26 protein-coding genes are annotated in these 26729 nt (G+C 72.0%); 9 read left to right on the plus strand and 17 right to left on the minus strand.

From position 1 onward, the window contains the following. Positions 1-70 precede the first annotated feature (70 nt). Genes Bequi_RS11090 through Bequi_RS11100 form a run of 3 tightly spaced genes read right to left on the minus strand, consistent with a single transcriptional unit; the run spans position 71 to position 3134 of the window. Positions 71-1012 carry a type II secretion system F family protein gene (locus Bequi_RS11090; RefSeq protein ID WP_249737998.1) on the minus strand — a complete coding sequence of 314 codons (942 nt, stop codon included), beginning with the start codon at positions 1010-1012 and terminating at the stop codon, positions 71-73. Beyond that, a complete protein-coding gene (locus tag Bequi_RS11095) occupies positions 1009-1884 on the minus strand; it encodes a type II secretion system F family protein (protein ID WP_249737999.1) in 876 nt (291 codons plus the stop codon). The genes Bequi_RS11090 and Bequi_RS11095 overlap by 4 nt, the downstream gene beginning before the upstream one ends. Continuing rightward, positions 1881-3134 (minus strand): TadA family conjugal transfer-associated ATPase, encoded by a 1254-nt coding sequence (locus Bequi_RS11100; protein WP_249738051.1) that lies wholly within the window; start codon positions 3132-3134, stop codon positions 1881-1883. Before Bequi_RS11100 ends, Bequi_RS11095 begins: the two co-directional genes overlap by 4 nt. 304 nt (positions 3135-3438) lie before the next feature. On the opposite strand from Bequi_RS11100, the gene Bequi_RS11105 reads away from it, so the two are divergent. Both Bequi_RS11105 and Bequi_RS11110 read left to right on the plus strand, forming a co-directional pair. Then, positions 3439-4719: a YihY/virulence factor BrkB family protein gene (locus tag Bequi_RS11105; RefSeq protein ID WP_249738000.1), complete on the plus strand. Its 1281-nt coding sequence runs from the start codon at positions 3439-3441 to the stop codon at positions 4717-4719. Positions 4720-4722: 3 nt separating this feature from the next. Beyond that, positions 4723-5487: an SOS response-associated peptidase gene (locus Bequi_RS11110; protein ID WP_249738001.1), complete on the plus strand. Its 765-nt coding sequence runs from the start codon at positions 4723-4725 to the stop codon at positions 5485-5487. A gap of 6 nt (positions 5488-5493) precedes the next feature. Here the strand turns inward: Bequi_RS11110 and Bequi_RS11115 are convergent, their stop codons facing one another. Together Bequi_RS11115 and Bequi_RS11120 are read right to left on the minus strand one after the other, a co-directional pair. Continuing rightward, on the minus strand, positions 5494-6036 hold the full coding sequence (locus Bequi_RS11115) for a DUF6036 family nucleotidyltransferase (RefSeq protein ID WP_249738002.1): 543 nt from the start codon (positions 6034-6036) through the stop codon (positions 5494-5496). After that, positions 6033-6533 carry a helix-turn-helix domain-containing protein gene (locus Bequi_RS11120; protein ID WP_249738003.1) on the minus strand — a complete coding sequence of 167 codons (501 nt, stop codon included), beginning with the start codon at positions 6531-6533 and terminating at the stop codon, positions 6033-6035. The genes Bequi_RS11115 and Bequi_RS11120 overlap by 4 nt, the downstream gene beginning before the upstream one ends. A 130-nt stretch (positions 6534-6663) precedes the next feature. On the opposite strand from Bequi_RS11120, the gene Bequi_RS11125 reads away from it, so the two are divergent. Continuing rightward, a complete protein-coding gene (locus Bequi_RS11125) occupies positions 6664-7947 on the plus strand; it encodes a sensor histidine kinase (RefSeq protein ID WP_249738004.1) in 1284 nt (427 codons plus the stop codon). Then, positions 7944-8648 (plus strand): response regulator, encoded by a 705-nt coding sequence (locus Bequi_RS11130; protein ID WP_249738005.1) that lies wholly within the window; start codon positions 7944-7946, stop codon positions 8646-8648. The genes Bequi_RS11125 and Bequi_RS11130 overlap by 4 nt, the downstream gene beginning before the upstream one ends. 36 nt (positions 8649-8684) lie before the next feature. Here Bequi_RS11130 and Bequi_RS11135 read toward each other — a convergent pair whose 3' ends face one another. Beyond that, positions 8685-9188 (minus strand): hypothetical protein, encoded by a 504-nt coding sequence (locus Bequi_RS11135; RefSeq protein WP_249738006.1) that lies wholly within the window; start codon positions 9186-9188, stop codon positions 8685-8687. A 345-nt stretch (positions 9189-9533) separates the two neighbouring features. On the opposite strand from Bequi_RS11135, the gene Bequi_RS11140 reads away from it, so the two are divergent. Further along, complete coding sequence (locus tag Bequi_RS11140) at positions 9534-9782, plus strand: WhiB family transcriptional regulator (RefSeq protein ID WP_249738007.1); 249 nt, start codon at positions 9534-9536, stop codon at positions 9780-9782. A gap of 84 nt (positions 9783-9866) precedes the next feature. Here the strand turns inward: Bequi_RS11140 and Bequi_RS11145 are convergent, their stop codons facing one another. Further along, positions 9867-11357, minus strand: a complete 1491-nt coding sequence (locus Bequi_RS11145; protein ID WP_249738008.1) for a sensor histidine kinase — start codon at positions 11355-11357, stop codon at positions 9867-9869. Between the two features lie 37 nt (positions 11358-11394). Between Bequi_RS11145 and Bequi_RS11150 the strand changes: the two genes are divergently transcribed. After that, the gene (locus tag Bequi_RS11150; RefSeq protein ID WP_249738009.1) at positions 11395-11901 is read left to right on the plus strand and encodes a DUF2505 domain-containing protein; all 507 of its coding nucleotides are present in this window, start codon (positions 11395-11397) and stop codon (positions 11899-11901) included. Positions 11902-11983: 82 nt separating this feature from the next. On the opposite strand, the gene Bequi_RS11155 is transcribed toward Bequi_RS11150, so the two are convergent. The 3 genes from Bequi_RS11155 to Bequi_RS11165 are packed head-to-tail and all read right to left on the minus strand — an operon-like array spanning position 11984 to position 14282. Next, positions 11984-12439: a DUF6912 family protein gene (locus Bequi_RS11155; RefSeq protein WP_249738010.1), complete on the minus strand. Its 456-nt coding sequence runs from the start codon at positions 12437-12439 to the stop codon at positions 11984-11986. Next, positions 12436-13647 carry a CpaE/TadZ family protein gene (locus Bequi_RS11160; protein ID WP_249738011.1) on the minus strand — a complete coding sequence of 404 codons (1212 nt, stop codon included), beginning with the start codon at positions 13645-13647 and terminating at the stop codon, positions 12436-12438. Before Bequi_RS11160 ends, Bequi_RS11155 begins: the two co-directional genes overlap by 4 nt. Next, on the minus strand, positions 13644-14282 hold the full coding sequence (locus Bequi_RS11165; RefSeq protein WP_249738012.1) for an SAF domain-containing protein: 639 nt from the start codon (positions 14280-14282) through the stop codon (positions 13644-13646). The genes Bequi_RS11160 and Bequi_RS11165 overlap by 4 nt, the downstream gene beginning before the upstream one ends. A gap of 201 nt (positions 14283-14483) precedes the next feature. Here Bequi_RS11165 and Bequi_RS11170 point away from each other — a divergent pair, with 201 nt between their 5' ends. Continuing rightward, complete coding sequence (locus Bequi_RS11170; protein ID WP_249738013.1) at positions 14484-14735, plus strand: helix-turn-helix transcriptional regulator; 252 nt, start codon at positions 14484-14486, stop codon at positions 14733-14735. A gap of 111 nt (positions 14736-14846) precedes the next feature. Here Bequi_RS11170 and Bequi_RS11175 read toward each other — a convergent pair whose 3' ends face one another. Next, positions 14847-15401 carry a hypothetical protein gene (locus Bequi_RS11175; RefSeq protein ID WP_249738014.1) on the minus strand — a complete coding sequence of 185 codons (555 nt, stop codon included), beginning with the start codon at positions 15399-15401 and terminating at the stop codon, positions 14847-14849. A gap of 166 nt (positions 15402-15567) precedes the next feature. Between Bequi_RS11175 and Bequi_RS11180 the strand changes: the two genes are divergently transcribed. Together Bequi_RS11180 and Bequi_RS11185 are read left to right on the plus strand one after the other, a co-directional pair. Then, positions 15568-16842: a LysM peptidoglycan-binding domain-containing protein gene (locus tag Bequi_RS11180; RefSeq protein ID WP_249738015.1), complete on the plus strand. Its 1275-nt coding sequence runs from the start codon at positions 15568-15570 to the stop codon at positions 16840-16842. Beyond that, complete coding sequence (locus tag Bequi_RS11185; protein ID WP_249738016.1) at positions 16839-17237, plus strand: Rv3235 family protein; 399 nt, start codon at positions 16839-16841, stop codon at positions 17235-17237. Before Bequi_RS11180 ends, Bequi_RS11185 begins: the two co-directional genes overlap by 4 nt. A gap of 152 nt (positions 17238-17389) precedes the next feature. Here the strand turns inward: Bequi_RS11185 and secA are convergent, their stop codons facing one another. From secA to mtrA, 6 genes are all read right to left on the minus strand, one after another. Continuing rightward, positions 17390-20242, minus strand: coding sequence for a preprotein translocase subunit SecA (gene secA / locus Bequi_RS11190; protein ID WP_249738017.1), 2853 nt, complete (start codon positions 20240-20242; stop codon positions 17390-17392). 348 nt (positions 20243-20590) lie between these two features. Beyond that, entirely contained in the window at positions 20591-21328 is a 738-nt protein-coding gene (gene hpf / locus Bequi_RS11195; RefSeq protein ID WP_249738018.1) for a ribosome hibernation-promoting factor, HPF/YfiA family, read from the minus strand. 125 nt (positions 21329-21453) lie between these two features. Continuing rightward, positions 21454-22179, minus strand: a complete 726-nt coding sequence (locus Bequi_RS11200; RefSeq protein ID WP_249738019.1) for a ComF family protein — start codon at positions 22177-22179, stop codon at positions 21454-21456. Positions 22180-22502: 323 nt separating this feature from the next. Beyond that, the gene (locus tag Bequi_RS11205; protein ID WP_249738020.1) at positions 22503-24263 is read right to left on the minus strand and encodes an LpqB family beta-propeller domain-containing protein; all 1761 of its coding nucleotides are present in this window, start codon (positions 24261-24263) and stop codon (positions 22503-22505) included. After that, on the minus strand, positions 24250-25896 hold the full coding sequence (gene mtrB, locus Bequi_RS11210) for an MtrAB system histidine kinase MtrB (RefSeq protein WP_347272002.1): 1647 nt from the start codon (positions 25894-25896) through the stop codon (positions 24250-24252). The genes Bequi_RS11205 and mtrB overlap by 14 nt, the downstream gene beginning before the upstream one ends. Next, positions 25893-26576 carry an MtrAB system response regulator MtrA gene (gene mtrA, locus Bequi_RS11215; RefSeq protein ID WP_249738022.1) on the minus strand — a complete coding sequence of 228 codons (684 nt, stop codon included), beginning with the start codon at positions 26574-26576 and terminating at the stop codon, positions 25893-25895. Before mtrA ends, mtrB begins: the two co-directional genes overlap by 4 nt. Positions 26577-26729 lie beyond the last annotated feature (153 nt).

A 26729-nucleotide genomic window follows, 5' to 3' on the forward strand; every position in this document is an offset into this window, starting at 1 on the left:
TCTCTCTCCTGAGATCGTGCGGGTGGAAGCTGCGGATGGGGAACGGGGAGGGCTCGGGGGCATCGGCGTCTCACATCGCGATGTCCAGGACGGCGAGCCCGGGGAAGATCGCGAAGACGATCACCAGGGGAAGCACGAAGAACACGACGGGGACCATCATCGCGATCTCGCGTCGCCCTGCGATCTCGAGCAGGTCGCGCTTGGAGGCCTCGCGCGCATCCTGGGCCTGCGCGCGCAGGACGTCGGCGAGCGGCGTGCCGCGCTCGATGGCGACTGCTACTCCTTCGCCGAAGCGGCCGAGCGCGGCGAGCGGCGTGCGGTCGCCGAGCGCGAGGAGCGCCTGGGACACCGTGGAGCCGGCCCGGATCTCTGCGACGGTGGCCGCGAACTCGTCGGGCAGGGCTCCCGTGCTGCTGCGTGCGACGCGCTCCATCGCGGCCACGGGGCTCTCCCCGGCGGCCACGGCCAGCGCGAGGAGGTCTGCGACCGTCGGGAACTCCCGGGCCATGCGGACTGACCGCCGCCGGATCGAGGATTGGAGGAGATAGTCGCGCCCGATGATGCCGATCACCGCGCCGAGGACGATGATCAGCAGGCCCAGGAGCGGACTCGCCCCCCGCAGTGCGACGACGCCGACGGCGAGGACCGCCCCGAGGACCGCCCCGGCGATGCCGCACAGGACCTGTTCCACTCGGAAGGTCTCCGCGCCCGACGCGCTGCCGGAGAGCCGCAGGCGCCTCTCGAGCTGCTCGGCATCTCCTGTGAGCCGCTCCAGCAGTCCGAGGAGATGCCGGGCGATCGGACCGATGAGGAGCAGGAGCACGGTGCGCCGTCCGGGGGCGCTGCGGGGGCGCAGAAGGCTGCTGCCGCGATCGCGCCGCAGATACGGACTGATGCGCGCCTCGAGATCGCGCGGCCTGGTCCAGGGGCTGCCGAGCAGGATCAGCACCAGCCCGATGCCGAGGGAGAGTCCCAGGCAGGCTCCGACGAGCACCGGGTCCGCGCCGCTCATCGGAGCACCCGCTCGTCCTGAGGCAGGCGGGCGATCGCCAGCATGACCCGGTAGGCGATCACGGAGACGACCGCCGCCACGATGATCACGAGCAGTCCCGCGGGGGTGTCGTAGGCCTGGGCAGCCTGAGGCCTCGTGGACATGAGCGCGAGCACGATCCAGGGTGCGGCGAGCGCGAGACGGGAGGCGTTGACGGTCCAGGACTGCCGCGCTTCGAGCTCGGCTCGAGTGCGCGCGTCCTCGCGCAGGAACGCGGAGAGCGTGCGCAGCAGGACGCCCAGATCGGTGCCGCCGACGTCCCGGGTGATCCGCAGCGCCTCCACGATGCGGTCAGCCACCGGGTCGGCCAGTCGATCCTTCAGGCGATCGAGGCTGGAGGCGAAGCTCCCGCTGGCCTGGTAGTCCCGGGCGAACTCGGAGAACTGGGGACGCAGCTGCTCGGGCCCGTGCTCCCCCAGCTGGCCGAGCGCCTCCGGGAGGGACATGCCCGCGCGGATCGCCGAGGTCAGGTGGTCCACGACCTCGGGCCATGCGTCGCGCAGGGCCGACCGGCGCGCCCTCGCCAGAGACCGGAGCACGAGCGGCGGCACCAGCGAGATGACCGCACCGATCGCTGCGGCGGGGATCAGTGCGCCGGAGATCGACCAGATGATGATGAGCATCCCGGCACCTGCCCCCAGGCTGATGGCCGGGACCGCCGCCGCGGGCAGCGTTCCGAGGCCGACGGCGACCAGGTCATCGCGCACCTGCTCGAGCCAGGCGCTCACCGGCCCGGTGCGCCGGACCCGAGGGGCGCTCCCCTCCCAGAACGAGAGCCACACCAGGAGCAGCCCGATCCCGGCGATCGTCCCCACGAAAGCGCCGTCGATCATGTCGCCGCCTCGCGGTGGAGGCCCCCGCGGGAGGACGAGTGCGCGAGGAGCTTCGAGAGCTCGAAGCCCGCCCGCTCGAAGCGCTCGGGGTGGGGCGGGAAGCCCTCCCCTCGGACCAGCTGGCCGCCTCGGCGGTGGAAGAGCTCAGCGAGCTCGATGACGTCCTCCTCCACTCGGCCCGGGAGCGCGACGATCTCGCGGACCGCGCGCTGACCCGACGGGAGGATGTCGAGGTGGACGACGATGTCGATGCAGCTCGCGACCGTCGGCACCACGAACCGGCTGGAGACGTTCTCTCCGGCCAGCAGGGGAAGCGTGCAGAGCTTGGTGACGGCGTCGCGAGCGGAGTTCGCGTGGAGGCTGGCCATGCCGGGCAGGCCGCTGTTCAGGGCGATGAGCATGTCCAGGGATTCCGCTTCGCGCACCTCGCCCACGATGATCCTCCCGGGGCGCATGCGCAGCGTCTCCTTCACCAGGCGCCGCATCGAGATCTCGCCGATCCCCTCGAGGTTCGCCTGCCGGGTCTGCATGCCGACGACGTCGCGCAGGCGGAGGTCCAGCTCGAAGACCTCCTCGATGGTGACCACGCGCTCGCGAGGACCGATGGAGGCGGCGAGGCAGTTCAGCATCGTCGTCTTCCCGGCGCCGGTGGCGCCGCTGGCGATGACGTTGAGCCCGGAGGCGACCGCCGCGTCCAGGAAGGCCGCGGACTGCGGCGAGAGGGACCCCAACCCCACCAGGTCGCTGAGACTGTGCGCACGGGCGACGAACTTGCGGATATTGACCGACCAGTGGCGCTGGGCGACGGGAGGGATCACCACGTGCAGCCGGCTGCCGTCGGGCATCAGCGCATCCACGAACGGGGTGCTGAGATCCAGGCGCCGGCCGGAGGTGACGAGCATCCGCTCGACGATGCTGCGCACCTGGTCGGTGGAGAGCACGAGCGGGGTGAGCTCGCTGCGGCCGGATCGCGCGCAGAACACCTCTGACGGCCCGTTGATCCAGATCTCCTCGACCTCGGGGTCATCCAGGAGCTCCTGGAGCGGCCCGAAGCCCCCGATCGCCGCGCCGACCTCTGCGATCACGGTGCCCGGGTCGCGCAGCGGCGGGAGGGAGCCGGCCTCGGAGCGGTGCTCGTAGTCGGCGACGACCTCGCGGAGCAGCGGCTCGAGCTGATCGGCGCGCGCGTCGAGGCCGCGCCGACGGATGAGCTCGCGGGCGTCGGCCTCGATGATCGCCGCAGCCTCCATGCGCACACCCCCTCCTGGCCGCCAGCACCGCGCCGGCTCCTTCCGATGCGAAGCGGCACCCCGGATTGTGATGCGCATCGCAGTTCGGCGTCAGAGTACGGGATGATCCGCGCACATCGTCGCGATTGCGTCGAATTGTGGATAACTGCGCTCGCGATCCCTTCGCTCTTCCCTCTCTGCCCCCCCTTTGCATTCCCCTTCTGGTATCCGCAGCACGCACTCTCTCCAATCCCCGCAGGCGCCCCCGAGGCGCCCGTGGGATCATGTGCTGACCCCGTTCCCCCTCCCCCCTCCGGAGCAGACCATGGCCACGCCCGCCACCCAGACCACGAGCGCTGACGAGAAGTCGAAGGAGGCCCAGAAGGAGAAGCTCTCCGGCCGCACCTGGAAGTACATGGCCAAGCGCGTCCTGGCCGAGTTCGGCCGCGACGCCGGGACCGATCAGGCCGCGGGGCTCACCTACTTCATGGTGCTGTCCCTCGCGCCCACGCTCCTGGCGGTGTTCTCCCTGATCACCCTCGTCCTGTCGGACATCACCGACCAGCTCGCGGCTCTCATCACCGAAGCTGTCATGCGCTCCGGCGTGGCGAGCAGCATGAGCGACCCGGAGACTGTCGTGAAATCCACCCTGGACTCCCTCATGGGCTCGACCGGCGGCGGCACGATCGCGCTCATCATCGGTGTGGCGACCGCCCTGTGGTCGGCCTCGGCCTATGTGAAGGCGTACTCGCGCGTCTCGAACCAGATGTACGACGTGCCGGAGGGGCGCGGTTTCGTCAAGCTGAACCTCACGATGCTGCTGGTCACCCTCGCGATCGTGATCAGCCTGGTGCTGGTGGCGATCTCCCTGCTGCTGAGCGAGTCCATCGCGAACTCCCTGCTCGCCCCTATCGCTGGGCCGCTGGGCCTGACGGGCCTGGTCTCCTTCCTCACCGAGTCGTTCCTCCCGATCTGGGCGTGGGTCAAGTGGCCTGTGATCGTGGCGCTGCTGTTCGTGGTGGTGTCCCTGCTGTACTGGGCGGCACCGAACCTGAAGAAGCCCTTCCGCCTGGTCTCGCCCGGCGGCATCTTCGCGATCCTCGGGATCGGCGTCGCCGCCGTCGCTCTCGCGATCTACATGAGCACCTTCGCGAGCTACTCGAGCTACGGCGCGATCGGCTCGATCATGGCGATCCTGTTCGCCCTGTGGGTGATCAACATCGTCATCATCATGGGCGCCGAGGTCGATGCCGAGTACGAGCGCGCGAAGGAGCTCGAGGCGGGCAGGCCCGCGGAGGACTCCCTGACGATCCCCCTGCGCGAGGAGAAGGGCGCGGAGAAGAAGGAGGCCAAGTACGAGAAGATCGTGGACGAGGCCCGCGACATCCGCCTGTCGAACCTGACCCGTGACCAGGCCTCCTACACCGGCACCGGCGCCCGTCTCGGCGCCGATCGCGATACCGGTTCCTCCCCCGCCCCCGCGACCCGCACTCCGGTCGAGGAGCTCGGCAACCCCACCCCGACCTCCTCCGAGATCCCGCCGGCCGAGGCCGTCCCGAACGGCGAGCTCCCCGACGCCCACGATCCCCGACGGCGCAAGGGCTGAGCCATGTGCGGGCGCTTCGCGTTCTTCCTGGAGATCGAACCGCTGGTCGACGACCTCGCGGCTGTGGACCTCTCCGACCCGGCTCTCCGAGCGCGCTGGAACATCGCGCCGACGGCACCGATCTACGTGGTCACGGAGTCGGTCGAGAAGGGCGAGGACGGCGAGAGGACCGGGGAGATCATCCGTGCTCTGCGTACCGCGCGCTGGGGCCTGCTGCCCCCGTTCGCCAAGGATGCCGCGTTCAGCGCCCGCACCTTCAACGCCCGCCGCGAGACTCTCGCCGAGAAGCCCAGCTTCCGGGGCTCCCTCGCCCGCTACCGGGCGATCATCCCCATCAGCGGGTACTTCGAGTGGCAGAAGGACCCGCTGGGCGGGAAGACGAAGCAGCCGCATTTCATCAGCCATCCCTCCGGTGCGCCGCTCTATCTCGCCGGGCTCGTCTCCTGGTGGAAGGTGCCTGGCTGCCACCAGGGGCCCGCGGCGAGCAGCGACGGCGCCTGGCTGCTGAGCGCCACGATCATCACCAAGGAGGCGAGCGGCCCGCTCGCCGCGATCCATGACCGCGTGCCCGTGATGCTCACCCGCGAGAAGGTCGACGAATACCTCGACCCTGCGATGGACGACAAGGTCGAGGTGCAGTCCTGGCTCCTCGATGACGCGAACAGCCTCACCGGAGAGCACCTGGAGATTCGGCCGGTCGGCAGCGCCGTCGGGAACACCCGCAGCGCCGGCCCGGAGCTCATCGACCCCGTCGAACCGCTCTTCTGAGAGCAGCTACCCCTGCAGATGCGTGAGATAGGCAGCGATATGTGCTCGCACGGCGGCGTGCTTCTCCGGCAGCTGTGCGCACCGGTCGATAAGTGCGGAGACAGACAGGATCCGAGCCTCCACGAGCGCTTCCACGAACGCGCGGTCCTTCTCGCGCGCCGCTCCCAGCTTCGCGATCGCAAGATCGTGGGGCTCCAGGAAGCGCGGCTCTGCAGGCTCTGAGGCACGCAGCGGCCAGCTGATCAGACGTGTGCGCCAGCCCTCCGGCAGGTACATCGCCGTCTCGATGTGCACGCCCTCCGCATAGAACCCGTTGTTCAGGTGGAAGGTCGAGAGCTCCCCGATCGCCCCTTCGACCTGATCGGCCTTGAACCGGTCCGGATCGTCCAGGAACGCGATGTCGGCCTCCATGGAAGCAGTCGCTGCGGGCGGGAGATCATCCTCGTCGAATGCTCCGAGGATGGATTGGGATCCGAGGACGAGCACCTCGTGGTCGCCCGCGATGTCGCACGCAGCGCGCAGGAGGTGCGCCAGATCCTGGCGCCTCACGAGCTCCCGTCCTTGAGCTCTTCGTGGGAGCGGAACGCTCGCAGGACTTCCCTGCGCTCCTCCTCTGCCAGCACTCCGGCGAATGGGCTGTTCTGCCGCAGCTCGACAGATCGCCCGGCGGTGCTCGTGAGGGTCTGCGCCACGGCGTCGACCCCGGAGTCGAGGATTCCTTCCCACTCCGCCAGGTACTGCGCCGACATGCCGTCCCCGCGATGGACCAGCTTCCACGCAGAGAGGTTCGCGCGGGCGGTTGCGAGCACAGCTTCCGGCCTCGACGCCAGAGCTCCGAGCACGGCGCGATGGAGCCACAGGCTCTTGCGGGCTTCCCGCGTGAGCGGAGGGGCGATGCGCGCCTCGACTTCCGATCGAGGAATCCGGCGGTGGGATCCTCGGCGGACGCACGCGAGATCGCCTCGTTCGCACATGTTGACCACGTGCTGCCGGGACGTGCCCAGGGCCTGCGCCGCCTGACCGGTCGTCATCCACTGCCTCTCCATGCGCCCATCGTATTCACAAGCACCACAGACACAACAGCATCCCCGCCCCCCTCCAGGGCCATGTCTCCTGCCTCAGCATCCGACTCCAGGGGGACGCGCAGGCTGGCGCCCTCTCGCTAGGCTCGCAGCCATGACGATCCCCTCGGCAGCGCAGCGCGCTCCCGCGCGCCCTGCCGGGGACGCCGCGAGCTCAGCGATTCCGGTCGGGAGACTGGACGGCGCCTTCAGCTGGATCTCGGAGCATCCGCGGATCGTGGACGCCGTCGTCTTCGGGACCACCACTGCGCTGCTGATCCTCGGCTGCCTGCCCCTGCTGATGATCGGCAGCGTGCCGCTCTGGGCCCTGTGGTCGATCCCGATGATCGCCGCGGGGACCGCTCTGCGCAGCCACCCGGGATGGGCGACGCTCGCGATCGCCTGCCTCGCTCTCGCCCACGCGCTGACAGGGCACGTCATCGTCCTCGGCGACGTCATGATCTTCTACGCGCTGTACTGCGCGAACGTCCACGGCTCGCAGGCGGTGGCGAGGGCGGCGACAGGCGCTGCGCTCTTCGGCGACCTCGTCCTGGCGGCGGCGCTCGTCATCACCGACTGGATCTGGAGCGGCTCCTCGATCTTCGAGTCCGCGCTCCTCTTCGCGGCCCTCGCCGCATTCGGAACGCTCCCGATCGGAGCCGTGTGGGTGATCGCGCGCTACCAGCGCGTGCGCGTGGACCAGCTCCGGCTCGCCCGCCGCAGCGCCGAGCAGGCAGTGCTGGAGCGCGAGCAGCGCACGCGCATCGCCGTCGCCGATGAGCGCGCTCGCATCGCCCGCGAGATGCATGACGTCGTCGCCCATTCGCTGTCGGTGATCATCGCCCAGGCCGACGGCGGCCGCTTCATCGCCGCCCAGCAGCCGGACCGCGCCGCCGAGGTGCTCGCCACCATCGGGGAGACCGGACGCTCGGCGCTGGCCGACATGCGCGGCCTCCTGGGAGTCCTGCGGCAGGAGGAGGAGACGAGCTTCGGTCCCCAGCCAGGACTCGAGTCCATCGAGGATCCCGTGGAGCGGGTGCGCAGCGCCGGCCTCTCCGTCGATCTCACGCGCAGCGGCGAGCTGGCGGGCGTCCCCCAGGGCCTCTCCCTCACCAGCTTCCGCATCGTGCAGGAGGCCCTCACCAATGTCGTGAAGCACGCCGGCGACGATGCCAGCGCCCTGGTGCGCATCGACCGGCGGCCCGGCTCCCTCCAGCTGGAGATCATCGATGACGGCCAGGGCTCCGACGCTGATTCCGACGGCCGGGGCCACGGCCTCACCGGAATGGCCGAGCGCGTCGCCCTCTTCGGCGGCACCCTGCGCACCGGCCCCCTTCCCTCCGGCGGCTTCCGCGTGAGCGCCGGATTCCCCCTCCCTGACCCGAGAGGCACCCCATGACCCACCCCCAGCTCCCCTCCTCCGGCTCCGCGCAGGCGCCGCTGCGCATCGCGCTCGTCGACGATCAGCCCCTTGTGCGCACCGGGTTCTCGATGGTCATCGACTCCCAGGAGGACCTCTCCGTCGTGCTGCAGGCGTCCGACGGGCGCGAAGCGCTCGAGGCCCTGCGCGCTACGCGCGCCGACGTGGTCCTGATGGATGTGCGCATGCCCCGCATGGACGGGATCGAGGCGACGCGCGCGATCCTCGAGCAGGCCGGAGAGCGCGCGCCGCGAGTGATCGTGCTGACGACGTTTGACGTCGACGACTACGTGGTGGCCGCGATCCGCGCCGGGGCGAGCGGATTCCTGCTCAAGGACGCCCAGCCCGAGGAGCTCCTCAGCGCCATCCGCACCGTCCACCGCGGCGATGCGGTGATCGCGCCGTCGGCGACGCGGCGCCTGCTCGCGCAGATGGTCGCCCGCGACCCCGCGCCCGCCCGGGACGATGCCGTGCTCAGCGCCCCTACCGAGCGCGAGCGGGAGGTGCTCGTGCTCATGGCCAAGGGCTGCTCGAACCAGGAGATCGGCGCCCAGCTCTTCGTCGCCGAGGCCACCGTGAAGACGCACGTCGGCAGGGTGCTCGCGAAGCTCAGCGCCCGCGACCGCGTGCAGGCGGTCATCGTCGCCTTCGAGGCGGGGCTCGTCCAGCCCGGGCAGTGACCGGGTCCGGAGCCGAAGGGTTGCAGAGGCCCGCGGTCAGCGCCCGCGCAGCTCCTCGATGAGCGCCGCCTTGTCGCTCTCGCGACGGCGCTGGCCGTTCTCCTCCTCGGAATACGGCAGCGGCGTGGTGCGCACGAGCTGCAGGAGCACCACGAACGCGGCGATCGCGAGCACCAGGCCGATCGCGCCCGGCACGTAGATGCCGTAGTTGAGCATGCTCGCGGAGACGAGCGCCTGGAAGAGCTGCCAGGTGATGCCGAACCCGGTGCCGAAGCGGCCCCGCCGCGCGAGCGAGCGGGCGGCGAGCGCGACCCCCAGGGCGAAGACCGCGATGAACACGCCGAGGGCGATCGCGAAGCTCTCCCCCATGTCCCCGGAACCCGCCCGGCTCAGCATCAGCACGGCGAGCACGGCCAGCGCGGCGGCCTCGAGCGCGAGCAGGATGACACCGAGGGGGCGCAGGCGCGGCGGCTCCGGCGGCAGGCCGCTCTCGTCGGCGCCGGAAGGGGCGGGGGCGGAGGAGGCTCGTGTGGACGACATGGACTGCACTGTATCCGCGTCGCGCACGAGCGCGCCTGCGCCCAGGCGCCGCAGCCGGACGGTCCGCGCCCCGCAGGCCCGCCCCGTCGCGATGGAGTGCCGTTCGAGCGCCTCGGGCCGCCGTCAAGCATCCGTGCATCGCCTCACCCCTGTGGGAAGAACCACCGAAGCCGTCCGCGCGCACTCTTGTGACGGCGGCGAGCGCCTCGGAGAATAGGACACGGCCCGGAGCGGACGACCTCCGCGACGGCGCCACGACACAGCACCGCCTGCCCCCGGCGGGCGCGACACCGCCTCGTCGCGGCTTCCGAGCCGTCACGAGGTGCATTGAAAGAGAGAGTCACGATGGATTGGCGCCACCGCGCGGAATGCCTCACCCAGGATCCTGAGCTGTTCTTCCCGATCGGGAACACCGGCCCCGCGATTACGCAGATCCAAGAGGCGAAGGCCGTGTGCCAGCGCTGCGACGTGATGACCGCATGCCTGAAGTTCGCGCTGGAGACCGGACAGGACTCCGGAGTGTGGGGAGGCCTCTCCGAGGACGAGCGCCGCTCGCTCAAGCGCCGCAACGCTCGCGCCCGCCGCGCGAGCTGACGCTCCCCACGCAGTCAGAAGGCCCGCCCCGGTTCGCCAGGGCGGGCCTTCTTGCACTCCCGGGGCGGTCCAGCCCGTCCGAGCTCAGCGACCGACCGGATCGAGATAGGCATCGACCGTCGCGCGAGTGCCGCCGTCGGGCCGATCCTCCCAGGTCAGGGTGCCGCCGAGCTCGCCCTGGACGAGGGTCTGCGCGATGTTCGTGCCGAGACCGGTCGGCGGGGTCGAGCCCATCCCCGCGCCGTCGTCCTCGATATGGATCCGCAGGCGGCTCCCCGTGCGCTCGCTGCGGATCGTGAGCGTGCCGCCCGTCGAGGACAGGCCGTGCTCCACCGCGTTGGTGGCGAGCTCGGTGATGACCAGCGCCAGCGGAGTGGCCTGCTCGGCCGGCACCATCCCGGCCTTGCCGATCTTCTCGGTGCGCACCTCCACCTGGGGCGCGCCCGTCTCGGGCGCATCCTCGCTGCGCACGGTCGCGCTGGCGGCGTCCACCGCGAGGCGCAGGCAGCGGTCGATGACCTCGTCGAAGTACACCGCCTCCTCGCTGCCCTGCAGGAGGGACTCGTGCACCAGAGCGATCGTGGAGACCCGACGCATCGCCTCGCCGAGCGCATCGCGCGCCTCAGGGCTGCTCATGCGGCGGGACTGCAGGCGCAGCAGCGCGGCGACGGTCTGGAGGTTGTTCTTCACCCGGTGGTGAACCTCGCGGATCGTGGCGTCGCGGGTCATCAGCTCTCGCTCCCGGCGACGCAGCTCGCTGACGTCCCGCACGAGGATGATCGCGCCGACTCGCGCTCCCTGCTCGGTCAGCGGCACGGCGCGCAGGGACAGCGTGCCGCCGCGGGCCTGCATGTCCGAGCGCCACGCCGCGCGTCCCATCAGCACCAGCGGCAGGGACTCGTCCACCGGGGAGCGCGACTGGATCAGCTCTGTGCTCAGCTCGGCGAGGGAGCGGCCGCTGAGGTCGCCGTCGACCCCGAAGCGGTGGAAGGCCGAGAGCGCATTGGGCGATGCCCACAGCATCAGTCCCTGCTCGTCGAGCTCCACGATGCCGTCGACCACGCGCGGGGCGCCGCGGCGCGGGGCGATCGGCGCTCCGACGATCGGGTAGGCGCCCGTGGCCATCATGCGCAGCAGGTGGCGGCCCAGCTCGGCCTGCCGCGCGTCGTTCAGGCTGGCCGGGGCGAGCGGGACCGGGCATTCGACGGCGACCACGGCGACAGTGCGGGAGTCCGTGCGCACCGGGGCCAGGATCCGCAGCGCCTCCCTCTCCTCGCGCTGGACGACCGCTGCGCTGCTGCTGGCGCTGCGACCGCGCAGCACCTCGACCAGCTGAGGATCCTCCTCCTCCGTCACCAGAAGGCTCACCGGATCCTCGTAGTAGACCGTCGGCCCCGTGGTGGGCCGGCAGTGCGCCACCGCGAGCGGCCCCGCGTCCGTCAGCACCCACAGCACGAGATCCGAGCGCAGAAGGTCCGACAGGAGCGACCAGTCACCGACCAGCAGCTGCAGCCACTCGGAGGCCTTCACATCGAAGCCGGGGACGTCGGAGAGGTACTTCGCAAGGCTCGGCATCTCCCCAGGATAGGCGGGCAGTGGCATCATGGGCGGCATGCGCCTGGATGAGACCCTGCACCTGCCCCTCCGCCCCGATGCGGTCGCGGCCATGTACGCCGACCCCGCCTACGCCGCCGTGCGCGCCGAGACTCTTCACGCCGCGGACTCGAGCAGCGACATCACCGGCGATCCCGCCGGAGCATTCACCGCGACCACGCGACTGTCCCTGCCCACCGCCGGCGTGCCCGATATCGCCCGCCGGTTCGTGGGAGAGACGGTCACCGTGCGCGAGACGCAGAGCTGGTCGGCTCCCCAGGACGGCGGACGGCGCACCGGGACCATGGACATCCAGGTCGAGGGCGCACCCGCGAGCATGAGCGCGCAGCTCGAGATGATGCCCGAGGGCGAGGGCGGCACGCTGGTGCGCATCGCCGGCGATCTCGTGGCCAAGGTCCCCCTGGTGGGCGGTCGGCTCGAGAAGGCGGCTCTCCCCTATGTCTCGAAGATCCTGCGGGCCGAGGAGCGCTCCGCCGCGACGTACGCTGCGCGCACAGCCGACTGAGCCCGCTCCAGCACGCGGCCGGGGCTGGGGTCGGCCCTCGGGCCTGCCGCAGCCGGTGGGCCGGTTCCGACCGGAACTCCGTTCAGCTTCCGGCTGCGTCCTCGCCCTCGGCGAAGGCCAGCGCCGAGGCTCCCTCGCTGCGGTCGAACCAGAGCAGCGCAGGATCGGTGTCGTCCGCCGCGGCGTCCGCACCCACGAGCTCGCTCACGTGCGCGCTCGCCAGCAGCATCTGCGCCCCTTCGCGCAGGCGCAGTCCGAAGGCCCCGCCCTCAGCAGAGCGCTCCTCGACGGCGGAATCCGGGACGTCGCCCGCGAGGATGATGATTCGACGGTCGGAGGCGCCCTCCTCCTGGAAGGCGGCGTAGGCGGCATCCTGGATCGCCTCGTACTCGAGGTCCTCAAGGTCCGCTCCCGGGTTCTCCGCGAGGGTCTGCGCGCTCACGCCCCATGCGAGCCGTCCCGCCTCCAGGTCGATCCGGGCCGCTCCCGCGCGCAGCGGGGCCTCGTCTGAAGGGGCAGCAGGGGCGAAGATCCTCATGGCGCAATCCTGTCACGGTGCGCGGCGCTGATTTGCGCGGCGAGCGCGCGGATCGCTGTGCGCAGCGGCGAGCGCGGGGCGGATTCGAGCAGGAGCGTCCCGTCCCATGCGCTGCGGCGGCAGGTCGCCGGGTCGTCGGGCAGCACGTGCACGGCCGAGGCCGGCAGGTGCGAGAGGATCAGCTCCCGCACCCTCGCCTCCGGGACCGGAGCACCGAGCCTGTTGACGACCACCTGCAGCTCACCGGTGCGGAGCTCCTCGATCCGCTCCCGCTCCCGCACCAGTCTGGTGATGCTGACGGGATCCGCAGCGACCACGGCGAGGAGGAGATCGGCACGGCGCACAGCGCTCAGCGCCGCCGCATTGCGCTGCGGCGCGGCCGTGTCGTAGCTGAGCTCCTCGTCCTCCTCGAGGGGGGCGGCGACGTCCGCGAAGAGCACCGCGTCGCGCTCGAGCAGCCTGCTCCAGACCAGATCGAGCGATGCGGAGCGCACCTCGGCCCATCGGCTCGCGACCCCGATCCCGCTGAGCAGCCGCAGGCGCTCGCGGACAAGGGGCAGCAGGCTCTGGATGGTCGCCGCATCGAGCGTGCCCCGTGAGGCGGCGCGGCTCGCGGCGACCAGGCCGGGCGCCTCGTCGAGCACGCCGAGCACCTGGGTGAGCGACGGACCGTAGGTGTCGGCATCCACGAGGATGCTCTCGGAGCCCAGGGCTGCGACCTCCGCCGCGAGGTTGACCGCGAGCGTGGAGCGGCCGGGCGAGCCCGTCGGACCCCAGAGGGCCACGAGGGTCCCGCGCTGCTCAGTGGGCTCGAGCGGGTTCTCCAGCCACGCGGTACTGTCGCCCTCCGCGCCCGGGGCGAGGGCGCTCTCGCAGGCCTCGAGCAGCTCCTGGAGCGGTGAGGCGGAGTCGATGATCGCGGAGATCCCCATCGCGGCGGCCGAGGCTGCGGGCTCGGCATCCGGAGGGCGCAGGCCGACGACAGCCGTGCCCGTGCGCGCCAGCTCGGCAGCGGCTTCGCGGTCCATGCCGCGCACCCCGATATCGATGAGCACCACGTCGCCGATGCCGGCCGCCGCGACCGCGAGGGTCTCCGGGAGATCCGCGCAACGCCGCACGATCCGTGCGCGCCTGTGCGGATCGCGCGCGACGTCGTGGGCGATGCGCACCTCATCGGCGCCGCTCGCGCACAGGACCAGATCGATCACGGGCTCACCCCGGCGGCGCCGGGCACACCGATCACATCCAGCCTGTCCTCCTGCGCGATCGCCTCGAGCACGGCGGGAAGGCTGGCGGAGGGCACCAGGACCTCGACGCTCTGGGAGCGCATCCCCAGCGAGCTGCCCTCCTCGACGGAGCGCACGATGGCCCCTTCGACGAGGAGCTCGGCCGCGGCCCCGGTCTCGCCGTCGCCCTCCTCGGTGCGCCACAGCTCGACGGCGCTGCCCGTGGTGACGGAGTCCGCGACCGCGCGGTCGACAGGGATGACCACGGGGCGCAGGTCCGCTCCGCCGCCCTGGCCGATCGCGGAGACCGGAAGGAGCTCGCCGGCGCGCACGCTCTGCATCGCGGTCGAGCCCTCGGGGATCTGCTGGGGGCTCGAGGCGTAGAGCCGCTCCTGATCGCCCAGTCGCACCTCGGTCGCGCTGAACGAATCGGCGCTGATCGGATCCCCCACCACGATGTCGCTCCGCGCGACGAGCACGGTGGTCGTGGCGGAGATGCGCGCGGCGAGGAGCGCCCCCAGCAGCACGCTGATCAGCACCAGGACGATGCCGACGATCAGGCGCGGATCCTTCCATCGGGGCCGGCGCAGCCTCATCAGTGCTGGTGGTGCGCTCATGTGACTCCTCCGGGCGATGGGACGGAACGGGCCTTCCCGGCAGAGCGTACGGGACGGGGCGCTCCGGCGGAGGCGCATGCGCGATTCTGTGGAAACGTGCGTTCACACGAGCCGGAAGGAGTTCTCCACATGCTCCGCTCGGCGGTCCTCGGCGAGCGCGCGCAGTGGAACAATGGCTGCGACCCGTCCACGAGGAGACCCATGGCACCCCGCTTCATCCCGCTCGCCGATGTCGCTGAGCAGCTCTCGATCTCAGCCTCCCAGGCGTACGCCCTGGTGCGCTCGGGCGACCTGCGCGCGATCAAGGTGGGCGGGCGCGGCCAGTGGCGCGTCGAGGTCAGCGAGCTGGAGGCCTACATCGAGCGCTCCTACGCGGCGACGGAGACCTTCCTCGCCCAGGAGCAGGAGCTGGAGCAGGCCGAGAGCGCGCAGGCGGCACGCACTCGCCGCTGAGAGCACGCTCCCCCGGGGGCGCAGGATCCCTCAGCCCGCAGAAGCCCACGGGGTGACCCGCCTGCGGGCGCGCGTCTGCCAGACATCACGGGCGCAGCCCCTCGGGCGGACTCAGCCGCCCGCCTCCGCGGCGACCATCACGATTGCCTCGAGGGCGATCGCCATCACTGCGCCCTCGCGCGCCCCGCTCGCTTCACCGGTGGGCACGGAGCGCAGATCCAGCATGTCCTCCCCCACGCCGGCGATCGTCCCGATCGCCTGGGCCGAGGCCGTCTCGATGCGCACGAGCGCACGATCCCGGCTGAGCGCCCGCAGCTCGTGCTGCAGGCTCGCCGGTGAGAGCCGGGACGCGGGGGCCGGACGAGCGCGCTGAGGGAGCCCCTCGATCATCTCGATGCCTGCGAGCGGCACCCAGATCCTGAGGCTCCCGCGCCCTCGTGCGAGCCGGACCCACTGGCCGCCCACTTCCTCCACGGTGCCGGCGGCACGATGCCCTGCGCGCAGACGCAGGGCCAGGGGCGCGCCCGCGCTCGCGCGCAGTCGGTCGGCGATCGTGATCTGCGCGCGCTCCGCCCTGGTGAGCTCCTCGGTGACCGCCCGCCGCTCCTCGTCCTCGGCATGGCGCATGCGCCCTTCAAGGTCCTCGAACATGCCCTCGATGTCCATGGCGGCCACTGTAGGCGCTCGGCGGATCGCTGAACCTCTTGCCGATCGCGTCAACACGGTCTAGATTGCCTCTATCGACATCAAACTGCATCAACCGCATCCATCGATGGACTGAGATGGAAGCAGCCAGGAGCACCTGGAGCAGCGCAGAGCCCAAGGGGGAGAAATGCACACCACGCAGCTGAGGAGCGCAGAGCCGGGCCTCCCTGCGCCCGTCGCTCCGGAAGCGGACGAGCGTGCCTGCAGCAACCAGGTGCAGAGTCCCAGCGCAGCGATGCTCGCTCTGCTCCATCTCATCGGAGCATCGGCCGCAGGGCTCGCCGCTGCCGCGCTCGCGCTCGGCGCAGGCCGACTGTGGCCCGGCTCCGACGCCTGGGGCACCTCCGCTCTCACGGCCATGGCACTGGCCGCGGTGGCCGTGATCGCGGCCGCGCTGTGCGCGTATCTCTGCGCGATCTGGGCCCTCGCCGCCGCAGTGCTGTGCATCGGCCCCTCTCGTTCGGGTGGCAGGCTCCTGCTGATCACGCTGCGAGCACTCGCTCCGCGGCTGGCCTCGCGCGTGGGAGCGACACTCGCGCTGACGACGGTCTCGGCAGGGCTGCTGATGGGACCGGCTTCGGCCGCCGCACCCGCCGCGGCGAGCCCTGCGATCGGGGCACCGGCTGCGGCAGCGGCGCCGATCTCGGCGACCGCGGCCCTCTCGGGCATCACGGGCACGACGGGCGCCACGCCCATCGGGGGCGGCGCGCCGGCTCATCGTCTCCCCGATGTCCTCCCGCCTCCCGTCGACACCTCGGCCGCGCAGACCCCCGGGAACGAGCGCGCGTCAGGGCGCAGCGCCGCGATCGCGTCCTCCCGCGGTGCGTCGACCCATGCGGCGGCGCTCCCGGCTCTGCTTCCCTCCGCCGGCGATCGCGACCCGGACCTCGCCTCGCCGCGCCCGCCTGCCGGTTCGCCTGAGACTCCTCGGCCCGCCGGGCCGACTGCTCCGCCGACCACTGAGCCCTCCTCCGCGACGCCGACTGCGGCTGAACCGACTGTCCCTGGACAGCCGATCACTGCGCAGGAGACCCCCGCGCCGCCGACGTCCGATGCAGCCGCCGGGGGCACTGCCCGCCCGCTTCCCTCGCTGGGGTGGAGCGAGCAGCCGAGCGCGACGCCTCCCGCCGCTCCCTCCGGAGCGAGGCCGTCCCGCCAGGGCCCCGCGGGCCCGTCTGCCGGCCGCATGGGCACGGTCACGGTCACAGAGGGCGAGAGCCTCTGGAGCATCACCGATGACCTGCTCGGCCCGGGAGTCGACTCTCCCGCGGCCATCGCCGCGCTCTGGCCCGATCTGTACGAGACGAACCGCGCCGTGATCGGGGCGGACCCCGATCAGATCGAGCCCGGCCAGATCCTCACCATCCCCGCTTCCATCACTGCTCCCGAGGAGACCCCATGACCGCCACCGACCATCGCGTCCCCACGCAGCCGCAGTCCGCCGGAGGGGACCCCACGGACCCGCTGGTCGCCGCGCGTCTCGTCGAGAGCGTCGCCCGGTATGCGGTCGAGATCGTGCGCGACGCACGGCCCGTCACCGCCCTCTCCCGGCTCGCGATCCCCGAGGTCACCGCGAGCCTGGCCCGCCGTGCGAACCTGACCCGCCGCATCCGCGGGATCAGCGGGCGGCCCCCGCGGGTGCGGCTTGCCATCACCGGCGTGCGCACCTGCGTGGTGAATCCCAAGGTGGTGGAGGCCAGCGCCGTCGTGCGGGAGCCCGACCGCGCCCGGTTCATCGCGATGCGCTGGGAACTGCGGCACACGGGCTGGCGGATCACTGTGCTCGAGATCGGCTGAGCGGCACTTCGCAGGGCTCGCCGGCTTCGGCGAGCTGCGTCATGCGAGACGAGAGAGTGCGGTCTCGTCTCTTCCGGCGCAGCTCACAGCGCTGAAGGGGTGGCCGCGCGGTCGCGCGGCCACCCCTTCGAGTGTCCCGAAGTTCGGAGGAGTCAGCTCCCGCTGCGGGGGCCGCGGCCCGATCCGCTGCGAGGGCTCTCTCCCCCGGCCTTCCGCTCCTGGCGCTCGCGCTGACGGCGCTGGGCGCGCGAAAGGGTCGCCGGATCCTGCGACTGCGCCCCCTCGGCCGAGGAATAGCGCAGGTCGCTCCTGCTCGGCCCCTCCTGCAGGCCCTTGCCCTCCAGGCGCACCGGCGCGGGCGCGCTGGCCTCTGGGGTGTCCGAGGGCTCCGACCCGGCCTCTGCACCGTCCGCATCGGCGACCACGAGGCCGCCGCCCTCGGCCGGGCCGACGGTCTTCGCGCTCTTCAGCAGATCGGAGACCGCCTGGGGCACGATCGGGGCGGGCTGCACCGCGACCTCGAGATTGAAGATGTAGCCGACGGCGTCCTCCTTGATGCCCTCGACCATGTCCTGGAACATGAGGTGGCCCTCGCGCTCGTACTCGATCAGCGGATCGCGCTGCGCCATCGCCCGCAGGCCGATGCCCTCCTTGAGGTAGTCCATCTCGTAGAGGTGCTCGCGCCAGCGGCGATCCATCACCGAGAGCAGCACCCGGCGCTGCAGCTCGTCGATCCCTGCGTCGCCGAGCTCCTCGCGTCGCGCCTCGTAGGCCAGGTGCGCATCGGAGAGGATCTCGGTGCGCAGGGTGCGCGCGTCGAGGTTCTCCTTGCCGCCGACCTCGGCGATCAGCTCCTCGGCGGTGATGGAGACCGGGTAGCTCGGGCGCAGCCGCCCCCACAGCTCCTCGAGGTCGTAGTCCTCGGGCGTGACGCCGCGAGTGGTCTGATCGACCGCCCCGCCGATGACCTCATCGATGTAGCGCTCCACGTGGGGGCGCAGGTCCTCGCCCTCGAGGATCCGCCCGCGCTCCTCGTAGATCTTCTGGCGCTGCTTGGTCAGGACGTCGTCGTACTTCAGGACGTTCTTGCGGATCTCCGCGTTGCGCGACTCGATCGATCCCTGGGCGCGCTGGATCGCGGAGGAGACCATCCGTCCCGTGAGCGGGACGCTCTCGTCCACGCCGCCGCGTGCGAGGAGCGAGGCGGCAGCCCCCGAGTTGAACAGGCGCATCAGGTCGTCCTGGAGGGACAGGTAGAAGCGGGACTCGCCCGGATCCCCCTGTCGGCCCGAGCGGCCGCGCAGCTGGTTGTCGATGCGGCGCGACTCGTGGCGCTCCGTTCCCAGCACGTAGAGCCCGCCGAGCTCGGTGACCTCCTCGTGCTGGGCAGCGACCCTCGCCTTCGCCGACTCGATGGCCTCGTCCCATGCCGCCTCGTACTCCTGCGGGCTCTCCTCGGCATCCAGGCCGCGCGCGGCGAGATCCGCGTGCGCCATGAACTCGACGTTGCCGCCGAGCATGATGTCGGTGCCGCGCCCGGCCATGTTGGTCGCCACGGTGACCGCGCCCTTCGCACCGGCCATCGCCACGATCGCGGCCTCGTGCTCGTGGTTCTTCGCGTTCAGCACCTCGTGCGGGACCCCCTGCGCCGCGAGCAGGGTCGAGAGGTACTCGGACTTCTCGACGCTCGTCGTGCCCACGAGCACGGGCTGGCCGGAGTTGTGGCGCGAGACGATGTCCTCCACCACCGCCGCGAACTTCGCCTTCTCGGTGCGGTAGACCTGGTCGACCTGGTCGGTCCGCTTCATCTCCTTGTTGGTGGGGATGGGGATGACGCCGAGCTTGTAGGTGTTCATGAACTCAGCGGCCTCGGTCTCGGCGGTGCCGGTCATGCCCGAGAGCTTCGAGTACAGCTTGAAGTAGTTCTGCAGGGTGATCGTGGCGAGCGTCTGGTTCTCCGCCTTGACCTTGACGCCCTCCTTCGCCTCGATGGCCTGGTGCATGCCCTCGTTGTAGCGCCGGCCCGCGAGGATGCGGCCCGTGTGCTCGTCGACGATCATCACCTCGCCGTTGAGGACGACGTAGTCCTTGTCCTTCTTGAACAGCTCCTTGGCCTTGATGGCGTTGTTCAGGAAACCGATCAGGGGCGTGTTCAGGGACTCGTAGAGGTTCTCGATGCCGAGGTGGTCCTCGACAGCGTCGATGCCGCTCTCGAGCACGCCGACGGTGCGCTTCTTCTCGTCGACCTCGTAGTCGCGGTCCCTGCGCAGGAGCGTGACGACCTTGGCGAACTCGCCGTACCACTTGTTCGCATCCCCCGAGGCGGGACCGGAGATGATCAGCGGCGTGCGCGCCTCATCGATCAGGATCGAGTCGACCTCGTCGACGATCGCGAAGAAGTGCCCGCGCTGGACCCGCTCGTCGATGGACTGCGCCATGTTGTCGCGCAGGTAGTCGAAGCCGAACTCGTTGTTCGTGCCGTAGGTGATGTCGGCCGCGTACTGCTCGCGGCGCTCGGCGGGGGTCTGGCCGGCCACGATGCAGCCGGTGGTGAGGCCCAGGGCGCGGAACACGCGGCCCATGAGATCGCTCTGGTAGGAGGCCAGGTAGTCGTTGACCGTCACCACGTGCACGCCCTCGCCCGCCAGGGCGTTGAGGTAGGCGGGGAGGGTGGCGACGAGGGTCTTGCCCTCGCCGGTCTTCATCTCGGCGATCTTGCCGCGGTGCAGCGCGGCGCCGCCCATGAGCTGCACGGGGTACGGGAACTGGCCCAGAGTGCGGCGCGCTGCCTCGCGCACCGCCGCGAAGGCCTCGACCTGGATGTCGTCCAGCGTCTCGCCGTCGGCCAGGCGCTCGCGGAAGCGCACGGTCTCCTCGCGCAGCTCGGCATCGCTGAGGTCGCTGAATGCGCCCTCGGCCGCCTCCACGCGCTCGGCGATATCGGCGAGCCGGCGCACCTCGCGTCCTTCACCGGCGCGCAGGATCCTGTCGAAGAGGTTGACCACTCGTGCTCCTAGGTGGCGGGCCGGTGCACACCGGCCCGAGCCCTTGCGCTCGCCCCGGGGGCGGGCATCCGTGCGGCGGGCCGCTGGCAGCGTGCCCGTGGACTGGGCCCCTGCCGCGAAGCAGAGGCGCCGCCCCATCGTACGTGCCGCCGCCTGCACGCCGCCGCACCCGGTCCGTGCTGGGGCGCGGGCCGACGGGGCACCCGATCGCGGCACCGCTGCGGAGCGGGATCCCGGCTCAGCCGCGGCGCGCCGCCAGGGACGGCGTGCGCGCGGCGAAGAGGCGAAGAGCCGCCCGCAGCCCTGAGCCGCAGGGCTGCGGGCGGCCGAATCCTGCAGGTGCTGTGCTCAGGCGGTTCCGCCGGCGGCCTGCTCCAGCTCGATCACACCGTAGTTCCACCCCTTGCGCCTGTAGACCACCTTCGGGTTGCCGGTGGCCTCGTCCACGAACAGGAAGAAGTCGTGGCCGACCTGCTCCATCCGGTAGAGCGCATCGTCGATGCTCATCGGCTGCGCGCGGTGCTTCTTCTCGCGGATCACCACGGGGCTGTCGGCGAAGGCATCGCCTGCCTCGTCGCCGCCCTCCTCCGACGCCTCCCCTGCGGCGCGATCAGCCCCGCCGAGCGGATCCGTCTGCTCGGGATCGGAGAGCCCCGGCTCCGCAGGCCCCTGGTCCGACGGCGCGGAGGCCCCCGGCACCGAACCGGCCTCGATCCCCTCCCCGAGCGGCGCCATGGTGCGCACGCTGGGGATGTCCTGGTGGCTGCGGCTGCGACCGCGGCCGCGGTCCTTCCGGCGATCCCGCGCGCGGCGCAGTCGCTCCAGCAGCTTCCCGTGCGCGACGTCGAGCGCGCCGTAAAGATCGTCGGCCCGCGCTTCCGAGCGGATCACGGCGCCGTCATCGTGCACCGTGAGCTCGACGCGCGCGGCCGAGTCCGACTGGCGAGGATTGCTCTCCTCGGACAGCTCGACATCCACGCGCTGCGCCTGCGGCGCGAGCTGGCTGATCTTCTCGAGCTTCTCCTCCAGATGACGGCGGAAGCGCTCGGGGACGTCCATATGACGCCCGACGACATTGATCTCCATGGGGTCCTCCTCATGTGCACGGGTGCGGCCGTCTCTCAGCCCGGCCGCTCTGGCTGGTCTTCGACGATCTCCCCTCTGCCGCGACGGGACCGCTGCTGCGGAATGTGACGTACAGCATGCCACGCTCACCTGGAGCTTCCTGGAACCGCGGCGGGAGCGGGCAGCCGGGCCGAGGCGACCACGACGGCCCCGCGCACCTCCGCGCCGCCGGCCCTCAGCGCCTGCACCACGGCGCGCAGCGTGGAGCCGGTGGTGACGACGTCGTCCACCAGGATCAGCGGGCCTCCGCCCGGCACAGTCCCGGTGAGGACGGCGCTGCGTCCCCGGCGCTCGCGCGCACCGTGGCCCCGCTGCCCGTGCCCGAGGCGCAGACCCACGGTGCTCGAACGGGCGGAGGTGCAGCGGGCGAGGGCACGGGCGAGCTCGCCGGTGTGGTGCTCCCCGCGGCGCAGCTGCGCCTCGAGTCGCGACGGCACGGGCACCAGCACCGGGGCCTGCGCGCCCGAGCAGAGCATCGCGACCGCCGGAGCGAGGCCCTGCGCCATGGGCCGGGCGAGATGGGCGAGGCCTCCGTTCTTCCACCCGAGCACGAGACGCTGCAGATCTCCGCTGTACTCGCCGAGCGCAAGCACCGGCAGCAGCGCACGGTGGTCCACTCCCGCCGGCCCTTCGGGCGTCTCCCGCAGCCGGCTGCGGTGCACGATCTGCAGGGCATCGCACACCGCGTCCACGCGCACCGGGGGGACGCGCAGCAGGCCCGCGCAGCGCGTGCACAGGAAGGCGCCCTCCCTCCCGCACGGGCATTCGCGGGGCACGATCAGCCCGCTGGTCTCCGAGGCGATATGACGCATGAGGGACAGCGCGCTCGCGCGGGAGCGGGGCCGGGCCGCAGATCCGGGTGACGGAGATCCGTGCGGCATGGGAGGTGCGGGAGCGCGGGCCATGGCCTGACCGCACCACGGACTGCCTGCTCCCCGCTCCCGGCACCGCTCCCGTGGGGATGACTCGCTGAAGAGGAGGATTCGTCCCCACGGGCAGGCCCCCCCCCCCCCCCCCCCGCGCGCACGCCCCGAGGCAGGCGCCGAGACAGACGCCGAGACAGGCGCCGAGCGGGCGCTCCATCCCTCGTCGGCCCCCGCTTCTCATCGGCCCCCGCCCTCGGCCCCCGCCCCCGTCAGTAGAACGAGGGCTGGCGCGCCGGCAGGTCCACCTCGGCCCAGTCGGCGCCCTCCACGCGGTAGAGGCGCTCGTCCTGCGTGCTCGACCAGACGGCATCGGAGACCGCCGTCCCTGCGATCCAGTCCGTCCCGGCGGGCGGGGCCGGCAGGCGCTCGCCCTCGCCCTGCAGGTCCACCACGAGCGCCCGGCTCCCGCCGCTCACCGCGTCGGTGCCCAGGACGATCACGGCGGTCTCGTCGAACCAGCCGCCGAGCCGCAGATCCCGCAGCCCGGTGCTGATCGGCACGGGCTCCGTGAGCGCGCGCGGCACGCCCGTCTCGTCCCGGACAGCGGCGCACAGGTCCAGTCGCGCACCGTTGGGATCGCGGGAGAGGACGAGCACGCGGGTCGCATCCGGGGAGACGTCGAGGGCGAGGATCGTGCGATCGCTCAGCCACGCGGCGTCGATGCGGGCATCGGCGTCGCTGCTGCGCTGCGAGAGCGCCACCATCGCGCCCGCGCTGGCCGGGCTCGAGGTCCACACGTATCCCGCATCATCGATCCGCGGGGCGATGAGCGCGGGGCCGACGGCCGCGTCCCTGCGAGGGACGGAGCCGTCGGTGGAGGCGATGATCACCGCCCCGCCGTCCTCGCGCAGGGCGGCGGCCAGGGGCGAGCTCTGGCTGATGACGGGAGCGAGCACGCGCTCCGACTGGAGGTCGGGCACGAGCTGCAGCGGCTCTCCTGCCCCCGACGCGCCGACCAGCGAGATGACCCCGGTGGGACCGGCCGCGATGGGGCGGTGGCCGGGCAGCGCGCGGCCCGGGCCCGTGGCCCCGTCGACCTGCAGCGGCTCGCCGCCGCGGACCACGCGCAGCTCGCTGAGCGCCGGCATCGAGCGCAGAGTCGCCTGGATCTGGGCGATCGCGAGCGACTGCGCGGGGCCCGGCAGCGCGGCCACCGCGTCGGGGAGCTCGAGCTCGAGCCCTCCGTCGGCGCGCGTGAGGACGTCGGCGGCGAGGGGATCCGCCGCGATGCCCGCGGGGACCTCGCTCACCACCGCGGGAGCGAGCAGAGGCGCCGGTCCCGCCCCCAGAGCGGCCAGAGCCACGGCGGCGGCGCGGTGCGCGGAGAACCAGCGCAGGTCGGGGACGAGGTGGAGGCGGCGAGGATCCAGGAAGTACACGCGGGCGGCGCTGAACAGGAGCGCGAACGCCGAGTCGGACAGGAAGATGCCGGGCGGGGGCTCTGAGACGCGCCAGCCCTGCGCAGTCTGCTCCACGCCGACCTCCAGCTCCTGCGCCGCGGGGGTGCTCTGGCGCACGCGCACTCCGTGGGCGTCCACGCTCCCGATCGACTGCAGCCGCAGGCGCACGGTGCTCTCGTCCAGCGGCGTCGCCTCGATCTCCGCATCGGCTGAGTAGAGGGTCACTCCTGCCCCGGGGTCCCAGGACAGCCGGGCCTCGGGAGTGAGGTACTGGCGGGCGACGCCGTAGTCGTCGGCGGGTCCGACGCCGGCGAGCGCGAATCCCAGCACGGTCTCCTCCGGGCCCGCGCCCTCGGCGGGCGGGCGGGGCTGCACGTAGGGGACGTCGGGGCGCACATCCCCGGGCAGCGCCTCGCGGCCGAGCGGCCCGGTCAGGGGGATCCGGGCGCAGGCAGAGACGGCGAGAGCCGCCCCTCCCGCCCCCGCGACCCGCAGCACTGCGCGGCGGGAGGCGGCTGCCCGCCCGGCGAGCGGAACAGGGTCGAAGGTGCGCTGCTCACGGCTGGGCATCGTCGCCTCCGATCTGCGGGAGGGAATCGGGACGCACCGCGGGGATGGATCCGGTGACGGCAGGGGGCTCGGCGCCCTCGAGGGGCGCCTCGGAGAAGGACTGCTCGAGCGGGAGGGGGGAGCGCGAGATCGGTGCCCCCGGCCGGCGCGGGAGCGTGAGGCGGAAGACGGCCCCCTCGCCCCTGCGACCCCAGGCCTGCAGCCATCCCCCGTGCAGATGGGCGTCCTCCACCGAGATCGCGAGCCCGAGCCCTGTCCCTCCGAGGGTGCGCGCCCGCGAGGGATCCGCGCGCCAGAAGCGGTCGAAGACGCGCGCGGCGTCCTCCGGGTCGATGCCGGTGCCGAAATCCTGCACCGTCACGGCGACCGCCTCCTCGTTCGCCGCCGTGCGCACGCGCACCGGACCGCCGGCCCCGTGCTCGATCGCGTTGACCAGAAGGTTCCGCAGCACCCGGTCGATGCGGCGCGGGTCCATGACCGCCTCGCACTCCCCGGTCCGCCCCAGGAGCTCGAGCTGGGTGCCGCGGCTGAGGGCGAGGGGCCGCACGTTCTCCGCCGCGCGCTCGACCAGCGAGGACAGGTCCGCGCTGCGCGCCTCGAGAGTCGCGGCGCCCGCATCGAACCGCGAGATCTCCAGGAGATCGGCCAGCAGGGTGTCGAAGCGCCGCACCTGCGTGGACAGCAGCTCGGTGGTGCGCCGCAGGTCCGGCTCGAAACCTGAGCTGTGCTCGTCAAGCACGGACGTGGCCATGCGGATCGTCGTCAGCGGCGTGCGCAGCTCGTGGGAGACGTCCGAGACGAAGCGCTGCTGGACCCGCGAGAGCTCGGTGAGGTCCAGGACCTTCTGCTCGAGGTTCTCGGCCATCGCGTTGAAGGAGCGCCCCACCTTCGCCAGCTCGTCGCGCCCCGAGACCTCCATCCGACTGGACAGGTCCCCGTCGGCGATGCGCTCCGCGGCGCTCGCGGCGCGCTGCAGGGGGACGGTGACCAGCCTCGCCACGCCGATGGCGATGCCGACGACCAGCCCCAGCAGCACGAGCGCCCCGCCCGCCATCGCGCGCTGCACGAGGGTGAGCGTCTGCTGCTCCTGGCGCAGGGAGTAGAGCATGAGCAGGTCGAAGCTCCCCGAGCCGGGGAGCACGACGCGCGTGCCCACCAGGAGCTGCGGCTGCGCGCGACCGGAGTCGTCCTCGCGGCTCACGCTGCGCCACACCAGGGTGTCGGGATCCTCGGCGAGCGCCGCCGTGAAGTCCGCATCGACCAGATCCAGCACGGCGCGGTCCGAGGCGACGGCGGAGATCGGCGCGCTCGCATCGACGGGGACGACGGCGGCGTCGCGGCGGCTGGAGCCCTCCGCGGTGCGCAGGGACTGGACGAACGCTGCTGCCGCGTCCTGGGTCTGGGTGCTGGTCGCACCAGAGACAGGTCCGAGTGCGGCGACGAGGTCGCCGCGCGCGGACGCCGACTCCTCGAGCGCCTGGTCGCGCCGCTGCTCGTACAGCCCGTCGGAGATCACCGACGTGAGGTAGGCGCCGACGGCCAGCACGGCGAGCGTCGACAGCGCGGTGGTGAGCAGGACGACCCGGGCGGCGAGGGGCCACTGCCGGGGGTCGGCGCCCAGGCGGCGGCTCAGCCTGCTCCGCCTGCCCGGTAGCCGACTCCGCGCACGGTCACGACGACGGCAGGATTGTCCGGATCCAGCTCCACCTTGGAGCGCAGGCGCTGCACGTGGACGTTCACCAGTCGGGTGTCGGCGTTGTGCCGGTATCCCCAGACCTCGCGCAGCAGCGCCTCGCGGGTGAAGACCTGCCAGGGCTTGCGCGCGAGCTGCACGAGGAGCTCGAACTCGAGGGGGGTCAGCGCGATGATCTCCTCGCCGCGGCGCACTTCGTGGCCGTCCACGTCGATGCTGAGGTCCCCGATGCTCAGGCGCTCCGTGGTGGGCGCCTCGCTGCGCCGCACCCGGGCCTTGATCCGCGCCACGAGCTCGTCGGGCTCGAAGGGCTTGGTGAGGTAGTCGTCCGCTCCCGCCTCGAGCCCTTCGACCACGTCGGCCGTGTCCGAGCGGGCGGTGAGCATGATGATGGGCACCCCGGAGCTGCGGCGCAGGCGGCGGCACACCTCGATGCCGTCCATGCCCGGGAGCATGAGGTCCAGCAGGACGAGGTCGGGGTGGAGGCGGTCGAAGGCATCGAGCGCGGAGGCGCCGTCCGCGGTGGTCACCACGCCGAACCCCTTGCCGCGCAGCACGATGCTCACCATCTCGGCGATCGCCTGGTCGTCATCGACCACCAGGATGCGGGCTGTCGTCATGCTTCTAGTCTGCCATCGCGACCGCGCACGGGGGCCCGCGGGGGTGCCGAAGGCGGAGCGCGTCATCGACGATCGTCGGATCTGCCCGGACGCGGCGACGCGTAGCGTGGAGGCGGGACGGCAGGTCCCCGATCACGACCGGCACGGATCCAG

The sequence above is a fragment of the Brachybacterium equifaecis genome, assembly GCF_023509525.1.
Taxonomy (GTDB): Bacteria; Actinomycetota; Actinomycetes; order Actinomycetales; family Dermabacteraceae; genus Brachybacterium; species Brachybacterium equifaecis.

Coding starts and splice junctions, on each gene's coding strand:
- Bequi_RS11090 (WP_249737998.1), bottom strand. CDS start 1,012: ATGAGCGGCGCGGACCCGGTGCTCGTCGGAGCCTGCCTGGGACTCTCC.
- Bequi_RS11095 (WP_249737999.1), bottom strand. CDS start 1,884: ATGATCGACGGCGCTTTCGTGGGGACGATCGCCGGGATCGGGCTGCTC.
- Bequi_RS11100 (WP_249738051.1), bottom strand. CDS start 3,134: ATGGAGGCTGCGGCGATCATCGAGGCCGACGCCCGCGAGCTCATCCGT.
- Bequi_RS11105 (WP_249738000.1), top strand. CDS start 3,439: ATGGCCACGCCCGCCACCCAGACCACGAGCGCTGACGAGAAGTCGAAG.
- Bequi_RS11110 (WP_249738001.1), top strand. CDS start 4,723: ATGTGCGGGCGCTTCGCGTTCTTCCTGGAGATCGAACCGCTGGTCGAC.
- Bequi_RS11120 (WP_249738003.1), bottom strand. CDS start 6,533: ATGGAGAGGCAGTGGATGACGACCGGTCAGGCGGCGCAGGCCCTGGGC.
- Bequi_RS11125 (WP_249738004.1), top strand. CDS start 6,664: ATGACGATCCCCTCGGCAGCGCAGCGCGCTCCCGCGCGCCCTGCCGGG.
- Bequi_RS11130 (WP_249738005.1), top strand. CDS start 7,944: ATGACCCACCCCCAGCTCCCCTCCTCCGGCTCCGCGCAGGCGCCGCTG.
- Bequi_RS11135 (WP_249738006.1), bottom strand. CDS start 9,188: ATGTCGTCCACACGAGCCTCCTCCGCCCCCGCCCCTTCCGGCGCCGAC.
- Bequi_RS11140 (WP_249738007.1), top strand. CDS start 9,534: ATGGATTGGCGCCACCGCGCGGAATGCCTCACCCAGGATCCTGAGCTG.
- Bequi_RS11145 (WP_249738008.1), bottom strand. CDS start 11,357: ATGCCGAGCCTTGCGAAGTACCTCTCCGACGTCCCCGGCTTCGATGTG.
- Bequi_RS11150 (WP_249738009.1), top strand. CDS start 11,395: ATGCGCCTGGATGAGACCCTGCACCTGCCCCTCCGCCCCGATGCGGTC.
- Bequi_RS11155 (WP_249738010.1), bottom strand. CDS start 12,439: ATGAGGATCTTCGCCCCTGCTGCCCCTTCAGACGAGGCCCCGCTGCGC.
- Bequi_RS11165 (WP_249738012.1), bottom strand. CDS start 14,282: ATGAGCGCACCACCAGCACTGATGAGGCTGCGCCGGCCCCGATGGAAG.
- Bequi_RS11170 (WP_249738013.1), top strand. CDS start 14,484: ATGGCACCCCGCTTCATCCCGCTCGCCGATGTCGCTGAGCAGCTCTCG.
- Bequi_RS11175 (WP_249738014.1), bottom strand. CDS start 15,401: ATGGACATCGAGGGCATGTTCGAGGACCTTGAAGGGCGCATGCGCCAT.
- Bequi_RS11180 (WP_249738015.1), top strand. CDS start 15,568: ATGCACACCACGCAGCTGAGGAGCGCAGAGCCGGGCCTCCCTGCGCCC.
- Bequi_RS11185 (WP_249738016.1), top strand. CDS start 16,839: ATGACCGCCACCGACCATCGCGTCCCCACGCAGCCGCAGTCCGCCGGA.
- hpf (WP_249738018.1), bottom strand. CDS start 21,328: ATGGAGATCAATGTCGTCGGGCGTCATATGGACGTCCCCGAGCGCTTC.
- Bequi_RS11200 (WP_249738019.1), bottom strand. CDS start 22,179: ATGCGTCATATCGCCTCGGAGACCAGCGGGCTGATCGTGCCCCGCGAA.
- Bequi_RS11205 (WP_249738020.1), bottom strand. CDS start 24,263: ATGCCCAGCCGTGAGCAGCGCACCTTCGACCCTGTTCCGCTCGCCGGG.
- mtrA (WP_249738022.1), bottom strand. CDS start 26,576: ATGACGACAGCCCGCATCCTGGTGGTCGATGACGACCAGGCGATCGCC.